This window comes from Cupriavidus sp. 21MJTG02-4 (assembly GCF_057798975.1).
Genome location: NZ_JBYOJP010000009.1, coordinates 56769 through 81344, shown reverse-complemented (window position 1 = coordinate 81344; position 24576 = coordinate 56769). Strand labels below are relative to the sequence as shown.

Annotated in this window: 24 protein-coding genes; 21 read left to right on the top strand and 3 right to left on the bottom strand. The window is 68.3% G+C overall.

The window, feature by feature from the left end:
* The first annotated feature begins 17 nt into the window (after window positions 1-17).
* The 7 genes from AC3FKH_RS18925 to AC3FKH_RS18895 are packed head-to-tail and all read left to right on the top strand — an operon-like array spanning window position 18 to window position 7956.
* Complete coding sequence (locus AC3FKH_RS18925; protein ID WP_488677367.1) at window positions 18-1772, top strand: FAD-dependent oxidoreductase; 1755 nt, start codon at window positions 18-20, stop codon at window positions 1770-1772.
* A complete protein-coding gene (locus AC3FKH_RS18920; protein WP_483732768.1) occupies window positions 1769-2293 on the top strand; it encodes a flavin reductase family protein in 525 nt (174 codons plus the stop codon). Before AC3FKH_RS18925 ends, AC3FKH_RS18920 begins: the two co-directional genes overlap by 4 nt.
* A 17-nt stretch (window positions 2294-2310) precedes the next feature.
* On the top strand, window positions 2311-4011 hold the full coding sequence (locus tag AC3FKH_RS18915) for an FAD-binding protein (RefSeq protein ID WP_488677366.1): 1701 nt from the start codon (window positions 2311-2313) through the stop codon (window positions 4009-4011).
* The gene (locus AC3FKH_RS18910) at window positions 3995-4759 is read left to right on the top strand and encodes an SDR family oxidoreductase (RefSeq protein ID WP_488677365.1); all 765 of its coding nucleotides are present in this window, start codon (window positions 3995-3997) and stop codon (window positions 4757-4759) included. The genes AC3FKH_RS18915 and AC3FKH_RS18910 overlap by 17 nt, the downstream gene beginning before the upstream one ends.
* A gap of 45 nt (window positions 4760-4804) precedes the next feature.
* Window positions 4805-5860, top strand: a complete 1056-nt coding sequence (locus tag AC3FKH_RS18905) for a 2Fe-2S iron-sulfur cluster-binding protein (protein WP_488677364.1) — start codon at window positions 4805-4807, stop codon at window positions 5858-5860.
* A gap of 1 nt (window position 5861) precedes the next feature.
* Entirely contained in the window at window positions 5862-7493 is a 1632-nt protein-coding gene (locus AC3FKH_RS18900) for a FadD3 family acyl-CoA ligase (protein ID WP_488677363.1), read from the top strand.
* A 19-nt stretch (window positions 7494-7512) separates the two neighbouring features.
* Window positions 7513-7956 (top strand): nuclear transport factor 2 family protein, encoded by a 444-nt coding sequence (locus tag AC3FKH_RS18895; RefSeq protein ID WP_488677362.1) that lies wholly within the window; start codon window positions 7513-7515, stop codon window positions 7954-7956.
* A 322-nt stretch (window positions 7957-8278) separates the two neighbouring features.
* Here the strand turns inward: AC3FKH_RS18895 and AC3FKH_RS18890 are convergent, their stop codons facing one another.
* On the bottom strand, window positions 8279-9145 hold the full coding sequence (locus AC3FKH_RS18890; RefSeq protein WP_488677361.1) for an SDR family NAD(P)-dependent oxidoreductase: 867 nt from the start codon (window positions 9143-9145) through the stop codon (window positions 8279-8281).
* Between the two features lie 239 nt (window positions 9146-9384).
* Between AC3FKH_RS18890 and AC3FKH_RS18885 the strand changes: the two genes are divergently transcribed.
* Genes AC3FKH_RS18885 through AC3FKH_RS18875 form a run of 3 tightly spaced genes read left to right on the top strand, consistent with a single transcriptional unit; the run spans window position 9385 to window position 11442 of the window.
* Complete coding sequence (locus AC3FKH_RS18885; protein ID WP_488677360.1) at window positions 9385-9804, top strand: nuclear transport factor 2 family protein; 420 nt, start codon at window positions 9385-9387, stop codon at window positions 9802-9804.
* Window positions 9801-10658: an SDR family NAD(P)-dependent oxidoreductase gene (locus tag AC3FKH_RS18880; RefSeq protein WP_488677359.1), complete on the top strand. Its 858-nt coding sequence runs from the start codon at window positions 9801-9803 to the stop codon at window positions 10656-10658. Before AC3FKH_RS18885 ends, AC3FKH_RS18880 begins: the two co-directional genes overlap by 4 nt.
* 25 nt (window positions 10659-10683) lie before the next feature.
* Window positions 10684-11442 carry an SDR family oxidoreductase gene (locus tag AC3FKH_RS18875; RefSeq protein ID WP_488677358.1) on the top strand — a complete coding sequence of 253 codons (759 nt, stop codon included), beginning with the start codon at window positions 10684-10686 and terminating at the stop codon, window positions 11440-11442.
* Between the two features lie 45 nt (window positions 11443-11487).
* On the opposite strand, the gene AC3FKH_RS18870 is transcribed toward AC3FKH_RS18875, so the two are convergent.
* Together AC3FKH_RS18870 and AC3FKH_RS18865 are read right to left on the bottom strand one after the other, a co-directional pair.
* Window positions 11488-12387, bottom strand: a complete 900-nt coding sequence (locus AC3FKH_RS18870) for an NAD-dependent epimerase/dehydratase family protein (protein ID WP_488677357.1) — start codon at window positions 12385-12387, stop codon at window positions 11488-11490.
* A gap of 43 nt (window positions 12388-12430) precedes the next feature.
* Window positions 12431-13261 (bottom strand): SDR family NAD(P)-dependent oxidoreductase, encoded by an 831-nt coding sequence (locus tag AC3FKH_RS18865; protein WP_488677356.1) that lies wholly within the window; start codon window positions 13259-13261, stop codon window positions 12431-12433.
* A gap of 211 nt (window positions 13262-13472) precedes the next feature.
* On the opposite strand from AC3FKH_RS18865, the gene AC3FKH_RS18860 reads away from it, so the two are divergent.
* From AC3FKH_RS18860 to AC3FKH_RS18810, 11 genes are all read left to right on the top strand, one after another.
* Complete coding sequence (locus AC3FKH_RS18860; RefSeq protein WP_488677355.1) at window positions 13473-14660, top strand: helix-turn-helix transcriptional regulator; 1188 nt, start codon at window positions 13473-13475, stop codon at window positions 14658-14660.
* A gap of 195 nt (window positions 14661-14855) precedes the next feature.
* Window positions 14856-15572 (top strand): EthD domain-containing protein, encoded by a 717-nt coding sequence (locus tag AC3FKH_RS18855; protein ID WP_488677354.1) that lies wholly within the window; start codon window positions 14856-14858, stop codon window positions 15570-15572.
* A gap of 106 nt (window positions 15573-15678) precedes the next feature.
* A complete protein-coding gene (locus AC3FKH_RS18850) occupies window positions 15679-16575 on the top strand; it encodes a VOC family protein (protein WP_488677353.1) in 897 nt (298 codons plus the stop codon).
* 26 nt (window positions 16576-16601) lie between these two features.
* Window positions 16602-17492, top strand: a complete 891-nt coding sequence (locus AC3FKH_RS18845; RefSeq protein ID WP_488677352.1) for a CoA transferase subunit A — start codon at window positions 16602-16604, stop codon at window positions 17490-17492.
* A 35-nt stretch (window positions 17493-17527) separates the two neighbouring features.
* A complete protein-coding gene (locus AC3FKH_RS18840; RefSeq protein WP_488677351.1) occupies window positions 17528-18328 on the top strand; it encodes a CoA-transferase subunit beta in 801 nt (266 codons plus the stop codon).
* Between the two features lie 8 nt (window positions 18329-18336).
* Window positions 18337-19236, top strand: a complete 900-nt coding sequence (locus tag AC3FKH_RS18835; protein ID WP_488677350.1) for an enoyl-CoA hydratase — start codon at window positions 18337-18339, stop codon at window positions 19234-19236.
* Entirely contained in the window at window positions 19233-20315 is a 1083-nt protein-coding gene (locus AC3FKH_RS18830) for an NAD(P)H-dependent flavin oxidoreductase (protein ID WP_488677349.1), read from the top strand. Before AC3FKH_RS18835 ends, AC3FKH_RS18830 begins: the two co-directional genes overlap by 4 nt.
* A gap of 24 nt (window positions 20316-20339) precedes the next feature.
* Window positions 20340-21143, top strand: coding sequence for an enoyl-CoA hydratase family protein (locus tag AC3FKH_RS18825; RefSeq protein ID WP_488677348.1), 804 nt, complete (start codon window positions 20340-20342; stop codon window positions 21141-21143).
* The gene (locus AC3FKH_RS18820) at window positions 21133-22299 is read left to right on the top strand and encodes an acyl-CoA dehydrogenase family protein (protein ID WP_488677347.1); all 1167 of its coding nucleotides are present in this window, start codon (window positions 21133-21135) and stop codon (window positions 22297-22299) included. The genes AC3FKH_RS18825 and AC3FKH_RS18820 overlap by 11 nt, the downstream gene beginning before the upstream one ends.
* A gap of 30 nt (window positions 22300-22329) precedes the next feature.
* Window positions 22330-23397 carry an acyl-CoA dehydrogenase family protein gene (locus tag AC3FKH_RS18815; protein WP_488677346.1) on the top strand — a complete coding sequence of 356 codons (1068 nt, stop codon included), beginning with the start codon at window positions 22330-22332 and terminating at the stop codon, window positions 23395-23397.
* A 20-nt stretch (window positions 23398-23417) separates the two neighbouring features.
* Window positions 23418-24569, top strand: coding sequence for an acetyl-CoA C-acetyltransferase (locus AC3FKH_RS18810; RefSeq protein ID WP_488677345.1), 1152 nt, complete (start codon window positions 23418-23420; stop codon window positions 24567-24569).
* The last annotated feature ends 7 nt before the right edge of the window (window positions 24570-24576 follow it).

Genomic DNA, 24576 nt, shown 5'->3' with positions numbered 1-24576 from the left:
ATGGCAAGGGAGCCATCATGACCCAGAGCACAGCGCGCATGCAGCCGAAGGAGTTTGACGTGGTGGTGGTCGGCTCGGGCGCCGGCGGCATGCTCGCCGCCTGCCGCGCCGCCGACCGCGGACTGTCGGTGGTGGTGCTGGAAAAAAGCAGCCAGTACGGCGGCACCTCGGCGGTGTCCGGCGGCGGCATCTGGATTCCGATGAATCACCATATCGCGCCAGCGGGGGGGCAGGACGATTACGCGAAGGCGCTGGAGTACGTGCTCGCCTGCACGGGCGAGCATGGCGATCCACAGCGCATCCGCGCCTACCTTGAGCATGCGCCGCGCATGCTGCAGTATCTCGAGCAGAAGGCCGGCGTGCGTTACTACACGCTGCCGCGCTACGCGGACTACTTCCAGAAGGTGTCGGGCGCGATGCCCGGCTACCGCGCGCTGGATCCTATGCCATTCGACGGCGCGCGGCTGCACGACGAATTCGACCGGCTGCGGCCGCCGTCGCCAGGCACACTCGTAGGGGGCCGCGTGGCCGTGACCTCGGGCGAGGCACATGCGCTGCTGTGCCGCTCGCCAGGCTGGTTCGGCCTGGCGGTGCGCCAGTTCGCGCGCTACTGGCTCGACTTCGGCTGGCGCCGCAAGACCCGGCGCGATCGCCGGCTAACGCTCGGCAACAGCCTGGCTGGGGGCCTGCGGCGCGCGATGATGGATCGCGCGATTGCGCTGTGGCTCGATACCGCGCTGCAGGACCTGATCGTCGAAGACGGCGCCGTGCGAGGCGTGCGCGCGCTGCAAGACGGCCGCGTGGTGGAGATCCGCGCACTGCGGGGCGTAATCCTCGCCGCCGGTGGCTTCGAGCGCAACCAGGCGATGCGCGAGCAGTACCTGCCGCAGCCGACGCGTACCGAATGGAGCGCCACGCCGCCGAACAATACCGGCGACGCCATCCGAGCCGGACAGGCTGCGGGTGCCGGCGTCGCACTGATGTCCCATGTCTGGGGTGCACCGACGTTGCACGTGCAGGGCGAGGAGAAGCAGCGCGCGCTCTTCATCGAGCGCGCCATGCCCGGATGCCTGGTGGTGAACGGCCAGGGCAGGCGCTTCGTCAACGAGGCCGCGCCGTACTCCGAATTCGTGCCGGCCATGTACCGCGATCATGAAAAGACGGGCTGCAGCGTGCCGGCCTGGATGGTGTTCGACGCCACGTTCCGGCACAAGTACCCGTGCGGGCCGATCCTGCCGGGCTCGGTGATGCCGGACCGCAGCATTCCGGCCAGCCTGTCCGGCATCCTGGTGCGCGCCGACACGCTGACGGAACTGGCACGGCAGATCGGCGTCGATGCCGAAGGGCTGGCCGACAGCGTCGCGCGCATGAACCGCTACGCCGCCACCGGCGTGGATGAGGAGTTCGGCAAGGGCGACAACCTGTTCGACACCTACTACAGCGATCCGGCGGTACGGCCGAACCCGTGTCTCGCGCCGATCGGCAATGCGCCGTTCTACGCGGTGCGGCTCGATGCCGGCGATATCGGTACCAAGGGCGGGCTGGTGACCGATGCCAGCGCGCGCGTGCTGCGCGAAGACGGCAGCGCCATCGCCGGGTTGTTCGCCATCGGCAATACCAGTGCCTCGATGATGGGCACCAGCTATCCCGGCGCGGGCTCGACGCTGGGCCCCGCCATGACCTTCGGCTTTATCGCTGCCGACCTGCTCGCACAGCAGGCGCCGCAGCCAGCCGCCGCGCCCCCCGCTCAACCCGTACAGGAGGCCTTATGAGCGCCAATCCCGAAACCAGCACCGCGCTGCGCGACGACATGCTGAAGGCCATGCGCCGCATGGCGCGCTCGGTGGCGGTCATCAGTTGCCGCCATGGCGAACGCCGCTATTCGATGTCCGTGACCGCGGTCGATTCGCTGTCGGCGGACCCGCCTTCGCTGCTGATCTGCATCAACCGCAATTCGTCGCTTTATCCGCCGCTCGATGCCGGCGCGGATTTCTGCATCAACCTGCTGGCCGCCGACCACCGCGATATCGCGGTGGACTGCAGCGGGCGTCTCAAGGGCGAAGAGCGCTTTACCAGCGGCGAGTGGGAAGACGACCTGCTCGGCGTGCCGTGCCTGCGCAACGCGCAAGCCAACCTGGTCTGCGAGCAGGACGGCCGCTTCGACTACGGCACGCACGCGATCTTCATCGGGCGGCTGCGCGAGGTGCGGCTGGCCGGCGAGGTGTCGCCGCTCGTCTATGTCGACGGCGCCTATACCACGTCCGCGCCGCTGGGCGCGCTGTGCACGGCCTGAGCGAGGAGAACGCGACCATGCTGCCCGATTCCGCTACGCCGGTCCATGCGCCGCTGCGGCTCGATGATCCTGACGCGTACCCATGGCAGGCCACCTGCGATGCCGTGGTGGTCGGCTTCGGTGCCGCAGGCGCTTGCGCTGCGCTGGAGGCGGCGCAAGGTGGCGCGCGTGTGATCGTCGCCGAACGCTTCGAGGGCGGCGGCGCCAGCGCAAAGAGCGGGGGCGTGGTCTATGCCGGCGGCGGCACGCCATACCAGTCCGCAGCGGGCTACAAGGATACGCCGCGGGCCATGGCGGACTACCTGCGGCAAGAGACCGGCGAAGTCGTCAGCGAGGCCACGCTGCAGGCATTCTGCGAGCGCAGCCGCGACATGATCGGCTGGCTGGAAAGCGTGGGCGTGCGCTTTGCCGCCACCGTTCCGCCGCGGAAGACTTCCTATCCCGCGCAACCGTACTACCTCTACTACTCCGGCAACGAAGCCGTGCCCGACTATGCGAAACACGCCGCGCCCGCGCCGCGCGGGCACCGCGTGAAAGGCCCAGGCATGTCCGGCCGCACGCTGTATGGCGTGCTGCGTGGTGCCGTGCAGGCCCGGCCGGAGATCACGGTGATGCGCCAGACCGCAGCGCGGCGGCTGGTCATCGATCAGGCAGGCACGGTCATCGGAGTCGAACTGTGGCAGATACCGCCGGGCCGCCATCAGAACCGCCACGCCCGCCTGGCGCGCATGGCCGAGCGCCTGCACAATGCCATGCCGGGGGTGGCCGACCGCTTGCGCCAGCGCGTGCTGCAACTGGAATTGCGCCATGCGCGCCCGGTCGCGGTGCGCACCGGCGCGGTCGTGCTGGCCGCGGGCGGCTTTATCTTCAATCGCGACATGATGGCGCGCCATGCCGGCAAGTACCTGCAGAACTGGCGCCTCGGCGCGACCGGCTGCGATGGCAGCGGCATCCGGCTCGGCGAATCGGCTGGCGGTGCCACGCGGCACCTGGAACGCATCTCGGCGTGGCGCTTCATCAATCCGCCGTTCGACTGGGCACGCGGCTGCGTGGTCGACGCGCAGGGCGTGCGCATCGGCAACGAGGAAACCTATGGCGCCACGCTGGGTCACGCCATGTGCGAACGGCATGGCGGGCGCGCGTGGCTGGTGCTGAACCGTGCGCTGGCTCGCGCCGCCTTGCGCGAATGTCTGAGCGGGCGCCTCTGGGCCTTTCAGGGCCTGCCAGCGGCGCTGCTGATGCTGACAGGCGCGCGGCGCGCCGCCACTCTTGAAGGCCTTGCAAATAAGCTGGGCATGCCCGTTACGGCGCTGCGCAGCACCATCGAGACCTATAACGCCGCCGCGCGCGGCGAGTGCGCCGACCCGGCGGGCAAGTCTGCATCGATGTGCGCTTCGCTCGAATCCGGCCCCTGGCTCGCCATCGATATCTCCGCCAACAGCCGCGTCTTTCCCTGTCCGGCGATCACGCTCGGTGGTCTGTCGGTGGAGGAGTTCAGTGGCCGGGTCCTCAATGCCGCGGGCGGGGTACCCATTCCCGGCCTCTACGCCGTGGGCAGGACCGCCGTGGGCATCGCGTCCAACCATTACATCAGCGGCCTGTCGCTTGCCGACTGCATCTGGTCGGGGCGCAATGCCGGCCGCCACCTGACACAACAGCCTGCCGCAGGGCGGCGGGCACACACCAACGAGGAGATGTCCCATGAGCCGACGTACTGAAGGCAAGATCGCAATCGTCACCGGGGCCGCCAGCGGCGTCGGCAAGGAAGACGCACTGCTGCTGGCGCGCGAAGGCGCGCGCGTGGTGCTGACCGACCTCAACGAGGAAGCGGGCCACGCGCTGGCGCGCGAGATCGGCGAGACCGCATTGTTCGTGCCGCACGACATTGCCAGCGAAGCCGGCTGGCAGCAGGTGATGGCGCGCACCGAGCAGCGCTTCGGCGCGCCCAATGTGCTGGTCAACAATGCGGCCATCCTGATGCTGGGCACGGTCGAAGACACCACGCTGGAGCAATGGCAGCGCGTGCTGCGCATCAACGCCGACGGCTACTTCCTGGGCTGCAAGTACGGCGTGGCCGCGATGAAGGCGGGCGGCGGCAGCATCGTCAATATGTCGTCGGTGGCGGCGCTGGGCGGCATGGGTGCGTTCTGCGCCTACAGCGCCAGCAAGGGCGCGGTGGCCGCATTGACGCGCGCGGTGGCGGGCCACTGCAAGCAGAGCGGCTACAAGGTGCGCTGCAATTCGATCCATCCGGACGGCATCCTCACGCCGATGACCGCGGCCTTCCTGCCCGGCGGCGCCGCGGCCCTGTCCGAGGACATCGGCGGTGCCGAGCCGATGCAGCGCATGTGCCATCCGCGCGACGTGGCCAACCTGGTGCTGTTCCTGGCCTCCGACGAATCGCGTTTCATCAACGGTGCGGAACTGCGCATCGACAACGCGCAGACCATCATGGGCGTGGCTTGACGCCACCCCAGCCGCCCCGAGCCGCAAGGAAACAACAAGGACATCATGGCGCCAGTACCATTCCACCGGCTGCAGATCGCCGAAGTCGTCACGGAAACGGACGAGGCGCATTCGCTGGTATTCACGCTGCCGGACGGCCTGCGCGATACCTTTGCCTACCGTCCCGGGCAGTTCCTGACACTGCGCGTGCCCGTCGACGGCAAGCCGCTGCAGCGCTGCTATTCGCTGTCGAGCACGCCCGAGGTGGATAACGTCCTGCGCGTGACGATCAAGCGCGTGCAGGGCGGGCGCGTATCCAACTGGATTTGCGACCACCTTGGCGCGGGCGATACGGTGGAAGTGATGGCGCCAGCCGGCGTCTTCACGCCGCCCACGCTGCACGGGGATTTCCTGTTGCTGGCCGGCGGCAGCGGCATCACGCCGGTGCTGTCGATTGCCAAGGCGGCGCTGCGCCACGGGCGCGGCGCGGTGACGCTGGTCTATGCCAACCGCGACGAGCGCTCCATCATCTTTGCCGGGACCATCGCGGCGCTGGCGCGCAGCCATCCGGGCCGCCTGCGCGTGATCCACTGGCTGGACAGCGTGCAGGGGCCGCCGACACAGCGCCAGCTGGAAGAGCTGGTGCGGCCGTGGAGTCTGGCCGAATGCTTTGTGTGCGGTCCGGGTCCGTTCATGGATGCGGCGCAGGCAGCGTTGCAGGAACTGGGCGTGCCGCGTGGCAAGCTCCACGTCGAACGCTTCCTGTCCTTGCCTGATGCACCGATCGCAGCACCGCCCGCGCAACCAGCCGTGATGGCGGCGGACGCCCCTTCGCCTGCGATGCGCGGCGCGGCGCTCACCGTGCAGCTTGATGGCGAGACCCGCCAGCTCAACGTGGCGCCGGACGAAACCGTGCTTGACGCCCTGCAGCGCGCCGGCGTGCCGGCTCCCAACTCCTGCCGCGCCGGCCTGTGCGGTGCCTGTATGTGCCAGGTGACGCGCGGCGGCGTGACGCTTGGCGAAAACCATGTGCTCGACCGGGCCGACCTGGAGGCGGGTTGGACGCTGGCCTGCCAGGCGCGCGCGGCGAGCGACGAAATCCACCTGAAGTTCCCGGATTGACATGACTTCCTCTGACACCCTTGACGCCATTGCGGCCCCGGCCGGCCCCGACGCCGCTGCCCACGAGGACCCTGCCGCGACCATTCCCGAACTGGTGCGGCGCGCGGCGCAGCGCCACGGCGAGCGTACCGCCATCCAGGAAGACGGCCTGCGCCTGAGCTACGCGGGGCTGAATGCCTGCCGGATACAGGCGAGCCGCGCGCTGATGGCGCTCGGCGTGCAGCCGGGCGACCGCGTCGCGATCTGGGCGCCGAACTTCTCGGAATGGATCATTGCGGCGCTGGCCACGCACAGCGTGGGCGCGGCGCTGGTGCCGCTCAATACGCGCATGAAGGGCGCGGAAGCGGCGGCCGTGCTGGGCGACAGCGGCGCACGCCTGCTGTTCTGCGTCGATGACTTCCTCGGCGAGCGGTATCCGCAGATGCTCGCGCCGCATCGGCCGGCGACGCTGGAGCGCCTGGTCATCCTGCGGCCGGGGCAGGGCAGGGCGCTGGTAGACGGCGAGCTGGCGTGGGAAGGGTTCCTCGATCTTGCGCAGGAAGTGGACATGGCCGCTTTCACGCGGCGCGAGGCCGGTGTGCGCGGCGACACGCCGATGGACATCATGTTCACCTCCGGCACCACCGGGCGTCCCAAGGGCGTGATGACCGCCCACGCGCAGAACCTGCGCGCGGTGGACGGCTGGGCCGCAATCACGGGCGTGCGTGCCTGCGACCGCTACCTGATCGTCAATCCGTTCTTCCATACCTTCGGCTACAAGGCGGGGTGGCTCGCGGCGCTGTCGCGCGGGGCCACGGTGCTGCCGCATCTGGTATTCGACGCCGAGGCGGTGATGACGCGCGTGGAAAACGAACGCATCACGGTACTGCCGGGGCCGCCGACGCTGTATCAGACGCTGCTGAACGCACCGCGCTTGCGCGAGTTCGATCTGTCCTCGTTGCGCATTGCCGTGACCGGCGCCTCGGCGATTGCGCCGGTGCTGATTCAGCGTATGCGTGACGAACTGGGTTTCGAGACGGTTATCACCGGCTACGGCCTGACCGAGTCGTGTGGCTTTGCCACGCTGACCCGCGCGGGCGACGATGCCGAGACGGTCGCGGGGACATCGGGGCGGGCCATGCCGGGAGTCGAACTGCGTTGCGTGGATGCTCACGGGCAACCGGTCGCCACGGGCGAGGCCGGCGAGGTGCTGGTGCGCGGCTACAACGTGATGCAAGGCTACTTCGGGTTGCCTGAGGCTACTGCCGACGCCATTGATGCCGATGGCTGGCTGCATACGGGTGACGTCGGTACGCTGGATGCGCGTGGTTACCTGCGCATCACCGATCGCATCAAGGACATGTTTATCGTGGGTGGCTTCAACTGCTATCCGGCGGAAGTGGAAAAGCTGCTGGTGGCCCATCCCGCAGTGGCCCAGGTTGCAGTCGTCGGCATGCCGCACGAGCGGCTGGGCGAAGTCGGGCGCGCCTACGTGGTGTTGCGGCACGGCGCGCGGGTGGATGCGGACGCCCTTATCGTCTGGGCTCGCAGGCATATGGCCAACTACAAGGTGCCGCGGGAAATCCAGTTCGTGACATCGCTGCCGGTGAGCGCGGCGGGCAAGGTGTTGAAGTATCAATTGCGGGAAGGTTGATTCAGGGGGGAGATCTGAGATGAGTGAAATTGCGGGCATTGCCGAGCGTCTTGCGCGGCTGGAGGCCGCGGAGGCGATCCGGGCGCTCAAGCTGCGCTACCTGCGCGCGTGCGACGACAAGGACACGGAGGCCATGTGCGCGTGCTTCGTGCCGGGCCGTGCGCATATCCACTATGACCGGATCGGCAGCTTTGCCGGCCGTGAGGCGCTGGTGCAGTGCTTTGCGGAACTGGCGTGCCGGCCTACGCTGAGGGAGATGCATTTTGCAGGGCAGGCGGATATCACGGTGACGGATGCCGACTCGGCGCGGGCGACCTGGGACCTGGCCTACCTCGCGCTCGATGATGACAGCGGATCGCGGACTTTCCTGACGGGGCGGTATGTGGATGAGTATGTCCGCATCGGCGGTACGTGGCTGATTTGCTCGACGGTGTTTACGACGGGTTTGCTATCGCAGCGATGAGGACTAGCTGAGCCGCGCGCAGCGCAGCCGAAGGCGATGATGCGATAACGCTCGCAGTGTCGGGCCACGGACAGTTTCGGGGCTGGTTCAATCATTGCCGGAGAGCCTGCAGGCGGACGCGCTCCACGCGGCAGGCAGCCGGGCAGGCTCTGAAGCGAATACCCGTACGAAATTCTTCGCACGCTACGATCAATATTCGCCCGTTAGGGCAAGTCAACGCGTTTCTTGGTTACTTCTTGTCGCTTGGACAAGAAGTAACTCGCCGGCTACGCCGGCGAAACAGCGGCGCCTGCCAAGGGCCGAAGACTCAAATTTTCCCTCCCTATTCCACAATCGCCGGATGCACCCCCGGCGGCCCGCCCAGGGCCTGCCGATACGAAGGCGGCTGCACGCCCTCCGCATCCACAATGCCATACCCCATTGCCGCCTCCGCTACGATCAGCACTTGCCCCGATTTTTCCATCAGATGAGGGTCGCGATACAGCGCATCAATGACTTTCCCAGTGAATTCAGGCGTCTCCGCCACCGGCGCGAACGACGCGTACTTGTCCGGATGCTGTTCCCACACACGCAGCGTGCGCGCCGTGCGCAACGGCCCCATCCACACCGACACCGCCGCCACCCCGTGCGGCCGCAAGTCAACCGCCATGTCGTGCGCGAACTTGTCGATCCCGGCCTTCTGCGCCCCGTAAGCCGGCCCGTGCATATAGCAATTGGCGCCGAATGAAGAGGTAAACACAATCAACCCGCGCCCGCGTGCCGCCATCATCGGCGCAGCATGCCAGCTGGCCACATAGCCCGAGCGCAACCCTACGTCCAGAATCCCCGCCATCTCCAGCGGCTTCTCCCAGAACGGCCCCGGCATGATGAGCTCGTCGTGCAGGAACGTGGCGTTGTTGACGAGGATATCGATATGCCCCGACTCCTCGCGCACGCGCGCAAACAGCTGCGCCACCTGCGCATCGTCCCGATGGTCGCAAGCGACCGCGATGCCGCGCCCGCCCAGCGCGTCGATCTCGCGCGCCGTGGCGTGGATGTTGCCGGGCAGCGGCGCGCTGCCTTCCTGCTCCGTGCGTCCGGTCACATACACCGTGGCGCCTGCCGCGCCGAGTGCCAGCGCGATGCCCTTGCCGGCACCGCGCGAGCCGCCCGTGACAACCGCGACGATGGCCTGTTCCACCTGCTTCATCTTTGTCTCCTTTGTCAGTGATGTGCGGGCGCCGTTCGAGCCGCCCGCGCTCATCGAAGCTTGGGGCGGGCCAGGCCCCGGTACATCCTTCGTTCGGACTAAACGGCACCATGGTCCGCTACTCCACGTGGACGATGGCCCCGGTCGCGGCAAGGCAGACGATGTCTGTCATCCCAACGACCGGCCAGGCGTAGTGCAATGACGTCGCCACCGGTCACAACCAAGGAGTGAGCCTGGCCATGTCCGAACTGGAGCACAAGCAAGCCATTCACGCGCTGACCTGCCGCTACGCGCAGGCGGTGGACCGGCGCGATTTCCCAAGCCTGGCGCAACTGTTCACGCAGGATGCGCGGCTGACCGGGCCGGGCTTCCGGCTGGACGGACCCAAAGCCATCGCCGAGGGCATGTCGGCGCTAGGCCAGTACAGTGCCACGCAGCACCACGTTCACCAGCAACTGGTGACGATCGACGGCGATACCGCGACCGGCGAAACGTATTGCGTGGCCAACCATCTGTACGAGCAGGACGGCGTGCCGCGCAAGCTGGACTGGGGCATCCGTTACCAAGACCGGTTCGAGCGATCGCAGGGCCAGTGGCGCATCACGGCGCGCGAGCTGGTGGTGGACTGGACGCAGGACCTGCCGCTGCGGGAGGCATGATGACGACGAATCGTGTACTGGAAGGGAAGACGGCCCTCGTTACCGGCGGTGCCGGTGGCATCGGCGCGGCCAGCGCGCTGGCGCTGCTGCGCGATGGCGCGGCGGTGGTGCTGATGGGGCGACGACGCGAAGCACTGGAAGCGGCACGGCATGACCTGCTTGCGCAAGTCGCCGGCGCCACGGTTGAAATCCACGTCGGCGACGCTTGCCGCGAGGAAGACGTGCAGGCGGCACTCCGACAGGCCTGGGAACTGGAGCGCCGCCTCGACATCGTCGTGGCGACCGTCGGCGGCGGAGGCTTTCGTCCCATGCTGATGCACGACACCGCGTCACTGATGGCGGAGCTGGAGCTGAATATCGCCAGCGCCTTCCTTGCGGTACGCCACGCCTCGCCGTTGATGGCGCCGCATGGCGGCGCCATCGTCTGCATTTCGTCGAACGCCGCGCGCATGACCTGCCGATGGCTGTCGGCGTACTGCGCCGCCAAGGCGGGCCTGGAAGCCTTCGTGCGCGCGGCGGCGGAGGAACTGGCCGGATGCGGTATCCGCGTCAATGCGGTGCGGCCGGGCCTGACCCGCTCCGGCGCGACGGGGCCGATGTTCGACAACCCGGCCATGCTCGACAAGTTCGTCGCGCAGATGCCGCTGGGCCGCGCCGGCGAGCCGGACGATATCGCCAGCGCGGTGCGCTACCTGGCCGGGCCGGAGTCAGGTTGGGTCACAGGCCAGAGCATCGCCGTCGATGGTGGGAGCGAGTTGCGCGGCAATCCCATCCTCGATGAAACCGTGGCGGCGGTGTATGGCGAAGCCGCACTGCGTGCGGTGCTGGCCGGCAGGATTCCCGACGCCGCCTGAAGCGGACCACCCAAGGAGAGAGACGATGAATCAGGTCAAGGGGAAAGTCGCGCTGGTCACCGGCGCGGCCAGTGGGGTAGGACGCGCGGACGCGCTGCTGCTGGCGGCGGAAGGCGCGCGCGTGGTGCTCAGCGATGTCAACGAGGAGGCCGGACACGCACTCGCGCGCGAAATCGGCGATGCGGCGCTGTTCGTACGTCACGACATCGGCAGTGAAGAGGACTGGCGCCGGGCCATGGCCGCGGCGCAGGACCGCTTCGGCCGGCTCGACGTACTGGTCAACAATGCGGCCATCTGTCCGCTGGGATCGATCGAGGAAACATCGCTCGACTGCTGGCGCCAGGTCATGCGCGTCAATGCCGACGGCTATTTCCTCGGTTGCAAGTTCGGCGTGCAGGCAATGAAGGGCAACCCGGCAGGTGGCTCCATCGTGGTGATGTCGTCGGTGGCCGCGCTGGGCGGCCTGCCGATGATGTGCGCATACAGCGGCGCCAAAGGTGCCGTGACCGCGCTGACGCGCAGTGTCGCCGTGCACTGCAAGCGCAACGGCTACCGCATCCGCTGCAACTCCATCCACCCCGATGGCATCTGGACACCGATGACGCAGGCGCTGGTGCCGGACCTGGACCCGGTGGCGCTGGGCATCGGCACGGACCCGATGGCGCGCATGTGCCAGCCGGAGGATGTGGCCAACCTGGTGCTGTTCCTGGCTTCGGATGCGTCGCGCTTCATCAATGGCGCGGAACTGCGCATCGACAACGCGCAGTTGATCTCCGGACTGTAGGACCGGGCGCTGCGGCCCGCTTGCGCGGGCCGCAGCTATGCCAGCTTACTGGTACTGCGCCACGATCTCGCTGACCGTGCGCTGGATATCACGGCGGCGATAGCCGAGCAGCGCGGTCTCGGCCGCGTCCGGCTCGTAGTAGAGCGTGTTGCCCCGGCCGAAGCAGATCGCCGAGTCAGGCAGCAGCGGATGCTCCTGGTCGATGACCGGCGGAACCGCGCGGCCGGCATCGCGGAAGAACGCACCGAAGTAGTCCTGGAAGGTCAGGTTCTCATCGCCCACGAGGTAAGCCTTGCCATTCTCGCCGCGCAACAGCGCGCCTTCGATCGCTTCCGACAGCGACATGGCCGAGATGAAATTGACGCCGCCCGGCGGCGCGAAATCCGGCATCGGCGCAAAGCCGCCCCGGGCGTAGTCGGTATAGGCCTTGAACATCGGGACCATCAGGCCCGGTACCGTGCCCACGACGAACGGGGCATTGACGCTGCTGACGCGGAAGGTCTCTGTCGCCAGTGCCCGCACGCCTTCGTCGGCCAGCTTGCGCGAGCGGATGTAGGCGTTGTCCTCGGCCAGCCGCGGTGCCGCCTGCGGATAGAAACTGCCGACATGCACGGCGACGCGGATGCCGGCATCACGCGCGGCGCGGAAGAAGCGCGGCACGCCTTCGACGTTGGCGCGCTCCCAATGTGCCGCTTCGTCGCCGCCGGGCGGAACGTGGCGCACATCGTTGCCGGCGGCGAACACCAGCGCATCGAAGGCACCGAGTCGCGCCGCGGGCAGGTCATTGGCGATGTAGTCGCAGCGCAGGAAATCCAGTCCGCCCAGCGGCGTGTCGGACGCGGGTCGGTTGCGCCCGGCGATGGTGACTTCGTGCCCGCGGCTGCGCAGGTGCAGGGCCGCGTGGCCCCCGATCATGCCATTGCCGCCGACGATCAGTATCTTCATGCCTGTCTCCTTGGTTGGGTGGTGTGGCCGCATGGCGCGGCCATCAGAGGTTCATGCCGTTGCCGGCGATCACCGGCATGTTGGTCCACGCGCCTTTCGGGTCGCGGTACCAGCCGGCGGCGGCCAGTGCGCCGCCATTGACATGCAGCGCGGTGCCGGTGATCCAGGCCGCGCGCGGGCCGGCCAGGAACAGGATGCCGTCGGCAATGTCCTGCGGCGTGCCGAAACGGCCCAGCGGGATCCAGCGCGGGATGTGGTGCTGGTGCTCCGCGGCGACCATCTGCGACACAGGAACCTGCGGGGTTTCGGTGGTCTCCGGCGCGATCAGGTTGACGCGGATGCCCGCCGGCGCCAGTTCCAGCGCCAGGCTCTGCGTGAAGCCGGTGATGGCGGCCTTGAAGGCGGCGTAGACGCTGCAGTACGGAATGCCGCGGAAGGCCTCGATCGACGACACGCTGACGATGCTGCTGGCGGCGCTGCGCCGCAGCAGCGGCAGCATGGCGCGCGTGATGGTGAAGACATGGCCGAGGTTGGCGGCGTAGAGGCTGGCGATCTCGTCGTCGGCGTAGTCCTCGAACGGCTTGGCGATGCGCAGGAAGTCGCCGACGTTGTTGACCAGCACGTCGAGCCGTCCGAACCGCTGCTCGATCCGCGTGGCCAGTTCGCGTACGGTGCCGGCATCGGCGGCGTCACCGTGCACCACCAGCGCGTCTGCGCCGGCCTTGCCCAGCAGCTTATGGACATGGTCGGCGCGCTGCGCGTCGATCTCGAGGATCGCCACGCGCGCGCCCTGATCCAGAAAGGCTTGCGCGGTGGCGAGCCCGATGCCGGCGCCGCCGCCGGTGACCAGCACGGTCTTGTCGGTGAAATCCATCTCGGTTGTTCTCCTTCGGTTGCACTGCGGGGATGCACGCATTGAATCGACGGCACGCGCCGCGGACATCGTCCGATTGCAGGTCAGGGAAAACACCGAGGGCCGCGCATTGGCGAACAGCGGGCGGGCAGCGTCCCTATAATCTGCGCTGCCCCAAGGTGCCGCAGAGCGCCGGCAGGCGCACACGTGGTGTGGAATCAGGAGACAGAGAATGTTGATGGCGACCGTTGAGGCGCAGGAAATGGCGTCGCCCTTGCTCGCGCAGGCAGGCTTGAGCGTCACGCAGTTCGGCGCGCTGCTGGCCGCGGTCTATGAAGGGCCGATGGAACCCGTGCCCTGGGGCCATGCGCTCGAGATGCTGCGCAAGCAACTCGATGCCAGTTATGTGAGCTTCATCCTGCGCTCGCCCGCAAGCGACCGCAGCGGCCTGGCGGTGCATGCTTCGGCGCATGGCACCTCGCTGGAGGCGGAGGCTTCCTACAACAGCTACTACTACGCCATCGATCCCTTCATCAACCTGCCCACCGACCGCGCGGTGACAGTCGATGAAGCGCTGGGCACCGGCAACTGGTGCCGCAGCGAGCTCTACCGCCAGTTCCTGCAGCCGCTCGGCGTCCGCTACCTGCTGGGCGCGGACATCCGTACCGAGGACGGTGTCGAGTGCCGCCTGCGCATTTGCCGCCAGGACGACGCGCAGGATTTCTCCGAAGTGGACAAGGCGGCCTGCGGTGCAATCCTGCCCCACCTGAAGCGCGCGATCCGGCTACATTCCCGGCTGGATGTGGTCGAATCCGAGCGCTCGCTCTATGCGGGCGCGATCGACCGCATGCTGGTGGGCATGGTCATCCTCGACGCCGCCGGGACGATCCTCAAGAAGAATGCCGAGGCCGACGAGATCCTGGCGGATAACGACGGCATCCGCCTTAACGGGAACACCTTCGAGATTGCCTATGCCCAGGAGAGCCGCAAGTTCCAGTACCTGCTGCGCCGCGCGCAGCTGGGTCATCACGGCACCGAGCCGGCGCTGGCCGAAGCCATGTCGATCACCCGCCCGTCGGGGCGCGGCAAGCTCGGCGTGCTGATCCGCACCATCCCGCTCAGCGAATGGTCGGAAGAGAACCGGCACCGGCCCGCCTGCGCGGTCTTTATCCGCGATCCCGAGCGCAAGTCGCGCGCCTCGCACGAGGTGGTGCGCAAGCTGTTCGACCTGACCCCCGCCGAAACCGCGCTGGCGCTGGTGCTTGCCGATGGCATGACGCTCGACGAAGCCGCAGAGGCCCTGGGCACCAGCAAGAACACGGCGCGCGCCCACCTGCGTTCGATCTTCTCCAAGACCGGCGTCACGCGGCAGGCCACGCTGGTGCGCATGCTGCTGAGCAGTGTCGTGACGCTCGGCTGAGCGCCATCGCGTGTAGTCCGATTGGAGGATGAGCGCCGCCATCCACGCGCCTAGCATGCACAGGACCAGCGGGCGCGGCACCTGGATGGCACGTCAGGCGGACGCGGCAATGCACGCGGTCCGCGCCCGTTCCTGTTCCGCGCACGCTTCAACCTGTCCGGCCACGGCCGGCACCCCTACCAGGGAGCGTGGAGCATGGAAAAAGTCATCTATATCGTCTGGCGCGATGCGCGCACAGAGCCGGCGGAATTCGCGCGCCGGCTGCGCACGACGCTTGCGGACAAGCTGCTGGCGCTGGGCGCGCGCGGACTGCAGGTCAACGTGGCGGATGACGCCGTGCTGCCTGCGGCCGGCCTGCGCCAGGCCAATACCCGCCCGCAGATGGAAGCGCTGGTCGCCGTCTGGGTCGACAGCGCCGTCGACCGCCTGCGCCAGCCGTTCGACCAGGCGGTCGAGGCAGCGACCGGCCGCATGGCGGGCTATCTCGTCACGGAGTCCCAGCCGATCCGCAATACGCGCTTCCCGGCAGCGCCGGGCGAGCGCACGCCCGGCTTCGCGCAACTGGCTTTCCTGACGCGCCCGCCCCGGCTCACGCCGCAGGCGTGGCTGGACACCTGGCACAACCACCACACGCAGGTGGCGGTCGAGACGCAGGACAACTTCCTCTACGTGCAGAACGTGGTGGTGCGCCCGCTCACCTACGCCGCGCCACCTTACGACGCCATCGTCGAGGAATGCTTCCCCGACGCGGCGATGACCGACCCGCACGCGTTCTTCGACGCCGTGGGCAACGAAGACAAGTTCCAGCGCAACCTGCAGGCCATGATGGAGAGCTGCCAGCGCTTTATCGACTTCGACAAGATCGACGTGGTCCCCACCAGCCAGTACATCGTCCGCCCAGCCAGCGCCTGAATCCGGCACCGGATCGGCTAGTCCCACTGGACGATGTGCCGGGTAGGCGCGCACGGAAGAATAGGTCTCATCAGCCAGCAGTGGCAACGAACCTGAGGAGACCCGCATGTTGGATATCCGTGCGCTTGGCTACATCGTGGTCGAGTCCACCGACCTGGGGCAATGGCGGCAGTATGCCGAGCAGGTGCTCGGCATGAGCTGCGCCGGCGCCCCCGGCGGTGCCCTGTACGTGAAGATGGACGAGCGCGACTACCGCTACCTGGTGGTGCCGGGTGCGCGCGACCGCTACCTGGCATCCGGGTGGGAACTCGCCGACGAGCTGGCCTACCGGCACGCGCTCGATACGTTGCGCCAGGCCAGCGTGGAAGTCGTCCACGCCACTGCGGCGGAAGTGGCGCAGCGCCGCGTGCAGGCGATGGCCTGGTTCACCGATCCATCTGGCAACCGCCACGAGATCTCGTGGGGCATGCGTTCCGACTTCCTGCGCTTTGTTTCGCCGGTCGGCGTGCCGGGCTTCATCACCGATCCGATGGGCGCTGGCCATACCGTTCTGCCCGCGCCGGCATTTGACGAGACCTACGCCTTCCTGCGTGACGTGATGGGCTTCGGCTTGTCCGACATTTTCCGCGTGCGCTTTACCAGCGATCCCAACGAGCCCGAGAAGCGCATCCACTTCCTGCACTGCGCCAATGGCCGCCACCACAGCCTGGCGATCTTCGAGATGCCGTCCGAGGCCGGCTGCATCCACGTGATGGCCGAGGTGCCGGACATGTCCGAGGTGGGCCGCGCGCTCGATCGCGTGCAGCAGCACGGCGTGAAGCTGTCCGCCACGCTGGGCCAGCACTGCAACGACCGCATGACCTCGTTCTACATGAAAACCCCCGGCGGCTTCGACCTCGAGTACGGCCACGGCGGGCTGGTGGTGGACTGGGGCCGCCACGCCGCCTACGAAGCCACGCGCGTCAGCCTGTGGGGACACGACTTCAGCATCGGATACCGCTAAAGCGCGCTGATCAGCGCGACACCGCTATGAACAAGACAATCGACAAGACCCTGAGCGCGGCCGATGTGGTCGGGCAGCTCGCCAATGGCATGACCATCGGCATCGGCGGCTGGGGCCCGCGCCGCAAGCCGATGGCGCTGGTGCGCGAGATCCTGCGCTCGCCGCTGAAAGACCTGACCGTGGTGGCCTACGGTGGCCCGGAAGTGGGAATGCTGTGCGCAGCCGGCAAGGTGCGCCGGCTGGTGTTCGGCTTTGTCTCGCTCGACGTGATTCCGCTGGAGCCGTACTTCCGCCAGGCGCGCGAGCGCGGGCTGCTGGAAGTGACCGAGCTCGACGAAGGCATGCTGCAGCTCGGCCTGCGCGCGGCGGCGGCACGGCTGCCGTTCCTGCCGACGCGCACGGCGCTGGGCACGGACGTACTCACGAAGAACCCGCAACTGAAAACCGTGCGCTCGCCCTATGCCGACGGCGAGGTGCTGGTGGCGATGCCGGCCATCCCGCTCGACGCGGCGCTGCTGCACGTGAACGAGAGCGATGTGCTGGGCAACACCCGCATCGATGGTCCCGATCCGTTCTTCGATGAATGGTTCGCGCGCGCCGCGCGGCGCTGCTATGTGAGCTGCGAAACGCTGCATCCGCGGCTTGAAGAGGAAGACCTGGCGCACGCCCGCAACAACCCGTTCGAGCGTTCGCTGGTGACCGGCGTGGTGCACGCGCCGGCCGGTGCGCATCCGACTTCCTGCGCCCCTGCGTATGGCTGGGACCTGCCTGCGCTGAAGGCGTACTGCGCCAGTGCCGAAGCGGAGGACGGCTTCCGCGCCTATCGCGATGAAGTGGTGGGCGCCAGCGAGGCGGCCTACCTGGCGCGCATCGGCGGCCTCGGCCACGTGCATGACCTGCCGCTGCCCGTCCTTTGAACCCGCCGTTTGAATCCGCCAACCAAGGAGCGACCGTGAGCGCCACTTATGAATTCACCCGCGCGGAGCTGATGATCGCCGCCGCCGCCCGCGTCTGGACCGACGACGGCGAGGTACTGGCTACCGGCATCGGCACCGGCCCGCGCATCGCCGCCGGCCTGGCGCGGCTTGCTTACAACCCGGGCCTGCTGATGACCGATGGCGAAGCCTACCTGGTCGAAACGCCCGTGCCGCTGGGGCCGCGCGAGCCCGGCTACAAGGTGCGCGCCAGCGGCTGGATGGGCTATTCGCGCGTGTTCGACTGCCTGTGGGGCGGCCGGCGCCACGCGCTGGTGATGCCCACGCAGATCGACCGCTTCGGGCAGGCCAATATCTCCTGCCTGGGCGGCACGCATGCGCAGCCTAAAACCCAGTTGCTGGGTGCGCGTGGCTTCCCGGGCAACAGCATCCACCACGCCAATTCCTTTTTCGTGCCGGCGCACAGTACGCGCGCTTTTGTCGGCGGCGAAGTGGATATGGTCTGCAGCGCCGGCTATAACCCGGCCCGCCAGATCGAGGGCATGCGCAGCTTCGTCGACCTGCGCGTGATCGTCACCGACCTGTGCGTGATGGACTTCGGCGGCCCCGACCATGCCATCCGCGTGCGCTCGCTGCACCCCGGCGTGAGCCTGGAGCAGGTGCAGGCAGCCACCTGCTTTGCGCTGGCCAATGCCACCGCTGACGCCGTGCCGGAGACGGCCCCGCCGACGGCGGAAGAACTGCGGCTGATCGCGCTGCTCGATCCGCACAACCTGCGCGCCACGATCGTGCGCGGCAATCCTTCCGGACGCGCCTGAGACCCGACATGACAACGCCAGCCATCGAACCCACGGAAGCCGTCGTGCTTGGCCCCAACGCCGAGGTGCTCTACAGCGTCGCGGACGGTATCGCCACCGTGACCATGAACCGGCCGCAGTACCACAACGCGCAGAACTCGAAGATGACGTATGCGCTGGACGAGGCCTACCGGCGCGCTGCCGCCGACGACGCGGTCAAGGTGATCGTGCTGCGCGGCGCCGGCAAGCATTTCTCGGCCGGGCACGACATCGGCACGCCGGGGCGCGACATCAATGAATCGTTCGAGCGTGCCTCGCTCTGGTATGACCACGTCAACAAGCCTGGCGGCGAGTTCCTCTATGCGCGCGAGCAGGAGGTCTACCTCGGCATGTGCCGGCGCTGGCGCGAGCTGCCCAAGCCCACGATCGCGATGGTGCACGGCGCGTGCGTTGCCGGCGGGCTGATGCTTGCCTGGGTGTGCGATCTCATCGTCGCCTCGGACGATGCCTTCTTTGCCGATCCCGTGGTGCGCATGGGCATTCCCGGCGTGGAATATTTTGCGCATCCCTACGAACTGCACCCGCGCATCGCCAAGGAATTCCTGTTCCTGGGCGAGCGCATGGGCGCCGAGCGCGCCGAACGCATGGGCATGGTCAACCGCGTGGTGCCGCGCGAGGCGCTGGAGGAGGCGGTCTACGGCATGGCGGCCAAGGTCGCGCAGATGCCGCGCCTGGGCCTGACGCTGACCAAGCAGGCGATCAACCATGTGGAAGACCTGCAGGGCAAGCGCACGGCGATGGACGCGGTCTTTGCCTGGCACCACTTCGCCCATGCGCACAACGAACTGGTCAGCGGCGACAAGCTCGGCGGCTATGACGCGCGCGCTATGGCGGCCTCGCAACGCACCGGCGGCGAGGACAAGGCATGAGTAACACGAGCCTGCACACCGTGCTGTGCGACCTGCTGGGCTGCCGCTATCCGATCGTCCAGACGGCGATGGGCTGGGTGGCGGACGCGAAGCTGGTCGCGGCCAGCGCCAACGCCGGAGCGTTCGGCTTCCTGGCCGGCGCAACGATCCCGCCCGGCGAGGTCGAGCGAGAGATCCTGCGGGTCCGCGCGCTCAGCGACCGGCCGTTCGGCATCAACTTCCACATGTTCCAGACCAACGCGGACGAAGTCATCGAGATGGCGATCCGTCACCGGCTGCGCGCAGTCAGCTACGGCCGTGGGCCGGACGCGAAGATGGTCGGCCGGCTCAAGGCGGCCGGGATCGTCTGCATGCCGACGGTCGGCGCCGCCAAGCACGCGGCCAAGGCGGTCGAGCTGGGCGCGGACGTGGTCACCGTGCAAGGCGGCGAAGGCGGCGGCCATACCGGCGGCACGCCGACGACCTTGCTGCTGCCGCAGGTGCTCGACAGCGTCAGCGTCCCCGTGGTGGCGGCAGGCGGCTTCTACGACGGCCGCGGACTGGCCGCTGCGCTGGCCTACGGCGCGGCCGGCGTGGCCATGGGCACGCGCTTCCTGATGTCGGCCGAATCGCCCGTGCCAGCGCAGACGCTGGAGCGCTACGTCAAGGTGCGTGATCCGGGCCATATCCGCGTGTCACTGGCCATCGACGGACTGCCGCAGCGGATGATCGACAACCCCTTGCTGCTGGAACTGGAGAAGGCAGGTCCCTTGCGGCGCACCTGGCTGGCGCTGGCAGCCGCGCGCAAATGGCAGGCGCGCACCGGCATGCGCAGTGGGCAGATGCTGGCCACCGCCTGGCGCGCCATGCGCGAGCAGGACTACAGCGCGGCGCAGACGCTGATGGCCGCCAATGCGCCGGTGCTGATTCAGCGCGCCATGGTGGAGGGATGCCCGGACGAGGGCGTGCTGCCGAGCGGCCAGGCGGCTGCCGCCATCGGAGCGATCGAATCGTGCGAGCAGATCGTGGCCGGCATTGCCGCGCAGGCGCAGGCACGGCTTGCGTTGCTGGCGGGGGCGGGGCTGGCTGCAGCAGCCTGATCCACAGACAGAGGACACCAATACATGAACCACAAGACTGCGCCGTTCCGCATCGACACCGCCGATGGCATCGCCGAACTGGTGATCGACCACCCGCCCGTCAACGCACTCGACAACGCCGGCTGGCACGCGCTGGCCGCCGCCATCGACCGCCTCGGCGCCGATCCGGCCGTGCGCGTGATCATGCTGCGCGGCGAAGGCCGCGGCTTCTGCGCGGGCGTCGATATCAAGGAGCTGTCGGCGCATCCGGAGCGCATCGTCGACGTCAATGCCGGCAACTACGCCACCTTCCGCGCCGTGCACCGCAATCCCAAACCGGTCATCGTGGCCGTGCACGGCTTCGTGCTGGGCGGCGGCATCGGCATCTGCGGCGCGGCCGACATCATCGTCGCGTCGGAGTGCGCGCGCTTTGGCGTGCCGGAGATCGACCGCGGCGCCATGGGCGGCGGCGCGCACCTGCAGCGCATGTTCGGCGTGCAGAAGGTCAGGGCGATGTACTTCACCGGCGAGATGATCGACGCCGCCGAGGCGTACCGGCTTGGTGCCGTCGAGCGCGTGGTCCCGCGCGCGGCACTGCGCGACGCCGCGATGGCGCTGGCCCGCCAGATCGCCGCCAAGAGCCCGGCCATGCTGCAACTGGCCAAGGAAGCGCTCAACGGCGTGGAAGACGGCAACCTGGAGGACAAGTACCGCTGGGAGCAGGGCTTCACGCTGCAGGCCTATATGAGCGCGGACTCCGGCGAGGCGCGCGCCGCCTTCGTCGAAGGCCGCGAAGCCAGCTTCGCCGATGCCCGTACAGGAAGCGAGGGGGCGCGCGATGCAGCTTGAATACACCGACGCCCAGCGCGCCTTCCGCGCCGAGGTGCGCGACTGGATGGCCGCGCACGTGCCGCGCACGCCGCTGGCCAGCTTCGACACCGAGGAAGGCTTTGTCCAGCACCGCGCGTGGGAAGCGGCGCTCAACCAGGGCCGCTGGAGCATGGTCACGTGGCCGGCCGAACTGGGCGGGCGCGGCTGCGACCTGATCGAGTGGCTGATATTCGAGGAAGAATACTGGCGCGCCGGCGCGCCGATGCGCGTCAACCAGAACGGCATCTTCCTGCTCGGCCCGACGCTGATGGAGTTCGGCACCGAGGCGCAAAAGGCGCGCTTCCTGCCGCGCATGGCTTCGGGCGAGCATATCTGGGCGCAGGGCTGGTCGGAGCCGAATGCAGGCTCCGACATGGCCGCGATCCGCTGCAGCGCGATCCGCGATGGCGATGACTATGTGATCAACGGCCAGAAGATCTGGTCGACGCGCGCAGTGTGGGCGGACTGGCTGTTCGGGCTGTTCCGCACCGATCCGGCGTCGACGCGCCACCACGGGCTGACCTTCGTGCTGGTGCCGCTGAATACGCCGGGCATCACCGTGCGCCCGATCCGCCAGCTCAACGGCCAGACCGGCTTTGCCGAGATCTTCTTCGACGACGTGCGCGTGCCGGTGGAGAACCGCCTGGCCGCCGAAGGTGCGGGGTGGCAGGTGGCCATGGCGACGGCCGGCTTCGAACGCGGGCTGATGCTGCGCTCGCCGGCGCGCTTCCAGGAAACCGCACGTGCGCTGGTGCGGCTGTACCAGGATAACCGCGAGGCAGCGGACCGCGACCCCTCGCTGCGCGACGCGGTGCTGCGCGCATGGATGGACGCCGAGGCCTACACGCTGTCCACCTACGCCACCGCGAGCCGGCTGGTGCGCGGCGGCCATATCGGCGCGGAATCGAGCACCAACAAGGTGTTCTGGTCCGAGCTGGACATCCATATGCACGACACCGCGCTGGCCATCCTCGGGCAGGCGGCGGAAGTCGCGCCCGCAGGGCAGCCGCCGGGTTCGCTCGGGCACTGGCTGGATGGCTTCCTGTTCTCGCAGGCCGGGCCGATCTATGCGGGCACCAACGAGATCCAGCGCAATATCGTCGCCGAGCGCCTGCTCGGCATGCCGCGCGCATAGCGACGCATCAGGGCACCCGGGGGAAACACGATGGATTTCACACTGACCGAAGACCAGGAACAGTTCGCCGAGGCGATCCGGCGCTTCCTGATGACAGAGATGACGCCGGAGCTGACGCGCGAACTCTGGAACACCGACACGGGCCGCTCCGACGCGCTGTGGCGCCAGCTTGCCGACCAGGGGCTGACCGGCCTGATGGTGCCGCAGCAGCAAGGCGGACTGGCGCTGGGCGAGCTCGAATGGGCACCACTGGCGCAGGCGTGCGGCTATTTCGCGCTGCCCGAGCCCTTGCTCGACACCGCGCTGGTGGCGGCCGGGCTGCTGCGCGATGCCCTGGCCGTCGCTCCACATGCGTCGGCGCGCGAGCGCTGCGCGACGTTGCTGGAGCGCATTGCCACGGGCGATGCCCGCGTGGCGGTCGCGCATCCACAGGAGCGGCTGGTGGCCGACGCCCATGTCGCCGACGCCATCCTGTGCGCTCACGAAGGCGCTGTCCACCTGCTGCGCCAGGACCAGGTCACGCTGACGCCGCGCACCGGACTCGATCCGTCGCGCCGGTTGTTCGAGCTGGCGTGGAAGCCCGACGCGAGCACCGAACTGATCCCCGCCGGCACCGGCCTGTGGGACATGGCGCTGAACCGAGGCGCGCTCGGCGTGGCCGCGCAGCAGCTGGGCCTGACGCAGCGCATGCTCGACCTGGCCATCGACTACAGCGCCCAGCGCAAGCAGTTCGGCAAGGCCATCGGCGCTTACCAGGCGGTCAAGCATCTGCTGGCCGACGTGGCGATCCAGCTTGAATTCGCCAAGCCCGTGCTGCTGCGCGCCGCGGCCGCGCTCGCGCATGGCCTGCCCGATGCGGGCCTGCACGTTTCACATGCCCGCGTAGCGGCTGCGCGCTGTGCGTGGACCGCAGCGCGCCAGGCGATCCAGGTGCATGGCGCCATGGGCTACACCTGGGAGCTGGACCTGCAGATCTTCACCAAGCGGGCCTGGGCGCTGGCGGGAAGCTGGGGAGACCGCGCTTTCCACAAGGCCCGCGTGGGCGCGCACATCCTGGATGGCGCACACGACATCGGCGCCGGAGCGACCTTCGCCTGAATCCAAAGAGAGCAATGAACATGAAAGACGCCTATATCGTTGATGCCCTGCGCACGCCCACCGGGCGCCGCAAGGGCGGACTGTCGCACATGCACGGGGCCGACCTGGGCGGCTTCGTGCTGGCCGAACTGGTGCGCCGCAACGGCATTCCGGCAGAGGACTACGACGACGTGGTGTTCGGCTGTGTCGACACCATCGGGCCGCTGGCCGGCAATATCGCGCGCAGCGCATGGCTGGCCGCTGGATTGCCGCTGACCGTGCCGGGCGTGACCGTGGACCGCCAGTGCGGCTCCTCACAACAGGCCGTGCATTTTGCTGCGCAGGCCGTCATGAGCGGCACGCAGGACGTGGTGATCGCCGGCGGCGTGCAGACCATGACGCAGATCCCGATCTCGTCGGCCATGCTGGCCGGGCAGGCGCTCGGGTTTGCCGACCCGTTCTCGGGCAGCAAGGGCTGGCAGGCGCGCTTTGGCGATGCGCCGGTATCGCAGTTCCATGCCGCGCAGCGCATTGCCGACCACTGGAAGCTGTCGCGCGAGGCCATGGAAGCCTATGCGCTGGAAAGCCACCAGCGCGCGGCCGCGGCGATCGAGGGCGGCCGCTTCACGCGCGAGATCGTGCCGTGCGAAGGCGTGACGAAGGACGAGACGCCGCGCCCCGATACCACGCTGGCGAAGATGGCCACGCTGGAACCGCTGATGCCGGGCAGTGCGCTGACGGCGGCGGTGTCCAGCCAGACTGCCGATGCGGCTGCCGCGCTGCTGATCGTCTCGGAGGATGCGCTCAAGCGCTACCAGCTCAAGCCGCGTGCCCGCATCGCGCATATGAGCGTACTGGGCGACGACCCGCTGTGGATGCTGACCGCGCCGATTCCGGCAACCAAGCGCGCGCTGGAACGCAGCGGCCTGCGCCTGTCGGACATCGACGTGGTCGAGATCAACGAGGCCTTTGCCTCGGTGGCGATGGCGTGGCTGGCCGAGACCGGCTACGCGGCCGAGCGCACCAACCCCAACGGCGGCGCCATCGCGCTGGGCCACCCGCTCGGCGCCACCGGCGCACGCCTGATGACCACGCTGCTGCATGAACTGGAACGCACCGGTGGCCGCTATGGCCTGCAGACCATGTGCGAAGGCGGCGGCCTGGCCAACGTCACCATCATCGAACGCCTGTAAGGAGAGC

Excerpts from the sequence above, each read along its gene's own strand:
- AC3FKH_RS18925 (WP_488677367.1), top strand. The coding sequence starts at position 18 with ATGACCCAGAGCACAGCGCGCATGCAGCCGAAGGAGTTTGACGTGGTG.
- AC3FKH_RS18920 (WP_483732768.1), top strand. The coding sequence starts at position 1,769 with ATGAGCGCCAATCCCGAAACCAGCACCGCGCTGCGCGACGACATGCTG.
- AC3FKH_RS18915 (WP_488677366.1), top strand. The coding sequence starts at position 2,311 with ATGCTGCCCGATTCCGCTACGCCGGTCCATGCGCCGCTGCGGCTCGAT.
- AC3FKH_RS18910 (WP_488677365.1), top strand. The coding sequence starts at position 3,995 with ATGAGCCGACGTACTGAAGGCAAGATCGCAATCGTCACCGGGGCCGCC.
- AC3FKH_RS18905 (WP_488677364.1), top strand. The coding sequence starts at position 4,805 with ATGGCGCCAGTACCATTCCACCGGCTGCAGATCGCCGAAGTCGTCACG.
- AC3FKH_RS18900 (WP_488677363.1), top strand. The coding sequence starts at position 5,862 with ATGACTTCCTCTGACACCCTTGACGCCATTGCGGCCCCGGCCGGCCCC.
- AC3FKH_RS18895 (WP_488677362.1), top strand. The coding sequence starts at position 7,513 with ATGAGTGAAATTGCGGGCATTGCCGAGCGTCTTGCGCGGCTGGAGGCC.
- AC3FKH_RS18890 (WP_488677361.1), bottom strand. The coding sequence starts at position 9,145 with ATGAAGCAGGTGGAACAGGCCATCGTCGCGGTTGTCACGGGCGGCTCG.
- AC3FKH_RS18885 (WP_488677360.1), top strand. The coding sequence starts at position 9,385 with ATGTCCGAACTGGAGCACAAGCAAGCCATTCACGCGCTGACCTGCCGC.
- AC3FKH_RS18880 (WP_488677359.1), top strand. The coding sequence starts at position 9,801 with ATGATGACGACGAATCGTGTACTGGAAGGGAAGACGGCCCTCGTTACC.
- AC3FKH_RS18875 (WP_488677358.1), top strand. The coding sequence starts at position 10,684 with ATGAATCAGGTCAAGGGGAAAGTCGCGCTGGTCACCGGCGCGGCCAGT.
- AC3FKH_RS18870 (WP_488677357.1), bottom strand. The coding sequence starts at position 12,387 with ATGAAGATACTGATCGTCGGCGGCAATGGCATGATCGGGGGCCACGCG.
- AC3FKH_RS18865 (WP_488677356.1), bottom strand. The coding sequence starts at position 13,261 with ATGGATTTCACCGACAAGACCGTGCTGGTCACCGGCGGCGGCGCCGGC.
- AC3FKH_RS18860 (WP_488677355.1), top strand. The coding sequence starts at position 13,473 with ATGTTGATGGCGACCGTTGAGGCGCAGGAAATGGCGTCGCCCTTGCTC.
- AC3FKH_RS18855 (WP_488677354.1), top strand. The coding sequence starts at position 14,856 with ATGGAAAAAGTCATCTATATCGTCTGGCGCGATGCGCGCACAGAGCCG.
- AC3FKH_RS18850 (WP_488677353.1), top strand. The coding sequence starts at position 15,679 with ATGTTGGATATCCGTGCGCTTGGCTACATCGTGGTCGAGTCCACCGAC.
- AC3FKH_RS18845 (WP_488677352.1), top strand. The coding sequence starts at position 16,602 with ATGAACAAGACAATCGACAAGACCCTGAGCGCGGCCGATGTGGTCGGG.
- AC3FKH_RS18835 (WP_488677350.1), top strand. The coding sequence starts at position 18,337 with ATGACAACGCCAGCCATCGAACCCACGGAAGCCGTCGTGCTTGGCCCC.
- AC3FKH_RS18830 (WP_488677349.1), top strand. The coding sequence starts at position 19,233 with ATGAGTAACACGAGCCTGCACACCGTGCTGTGCGACCTGCTGGGCTGC.
- AC3FKH_RS18825 (WP_488677348.1), top strand. The coding sequence starts at position 20,340 with ATGAACCACAAGACTGCGCCGTTCCGCATCGACACCGCCGATGGCATC.
- AC3FKH_RS18820 (WP_488677347.1), top strand. The coding sequence starts at position 21,133 with ATGCAGCTTGAATACACCGACGCCCAGCGCGCCTTCCGCGCCGAGGTG.
- AC3FKH_RS18815 (WP_488677346.1), top strand. The coding sequence starts at position 22,330 with ATGGATTTCACACTGACCGAAGACCAGGAACAGTTCGCCGAGGCGATC.
- AC3FKH_RS18810 (WP_488677345.1), top strand. The coding sequence starts at position 23,418 with ATGAAAGACGCCTATATCGTTGATGCCCTGCGCACGCCCACCGGGCGC.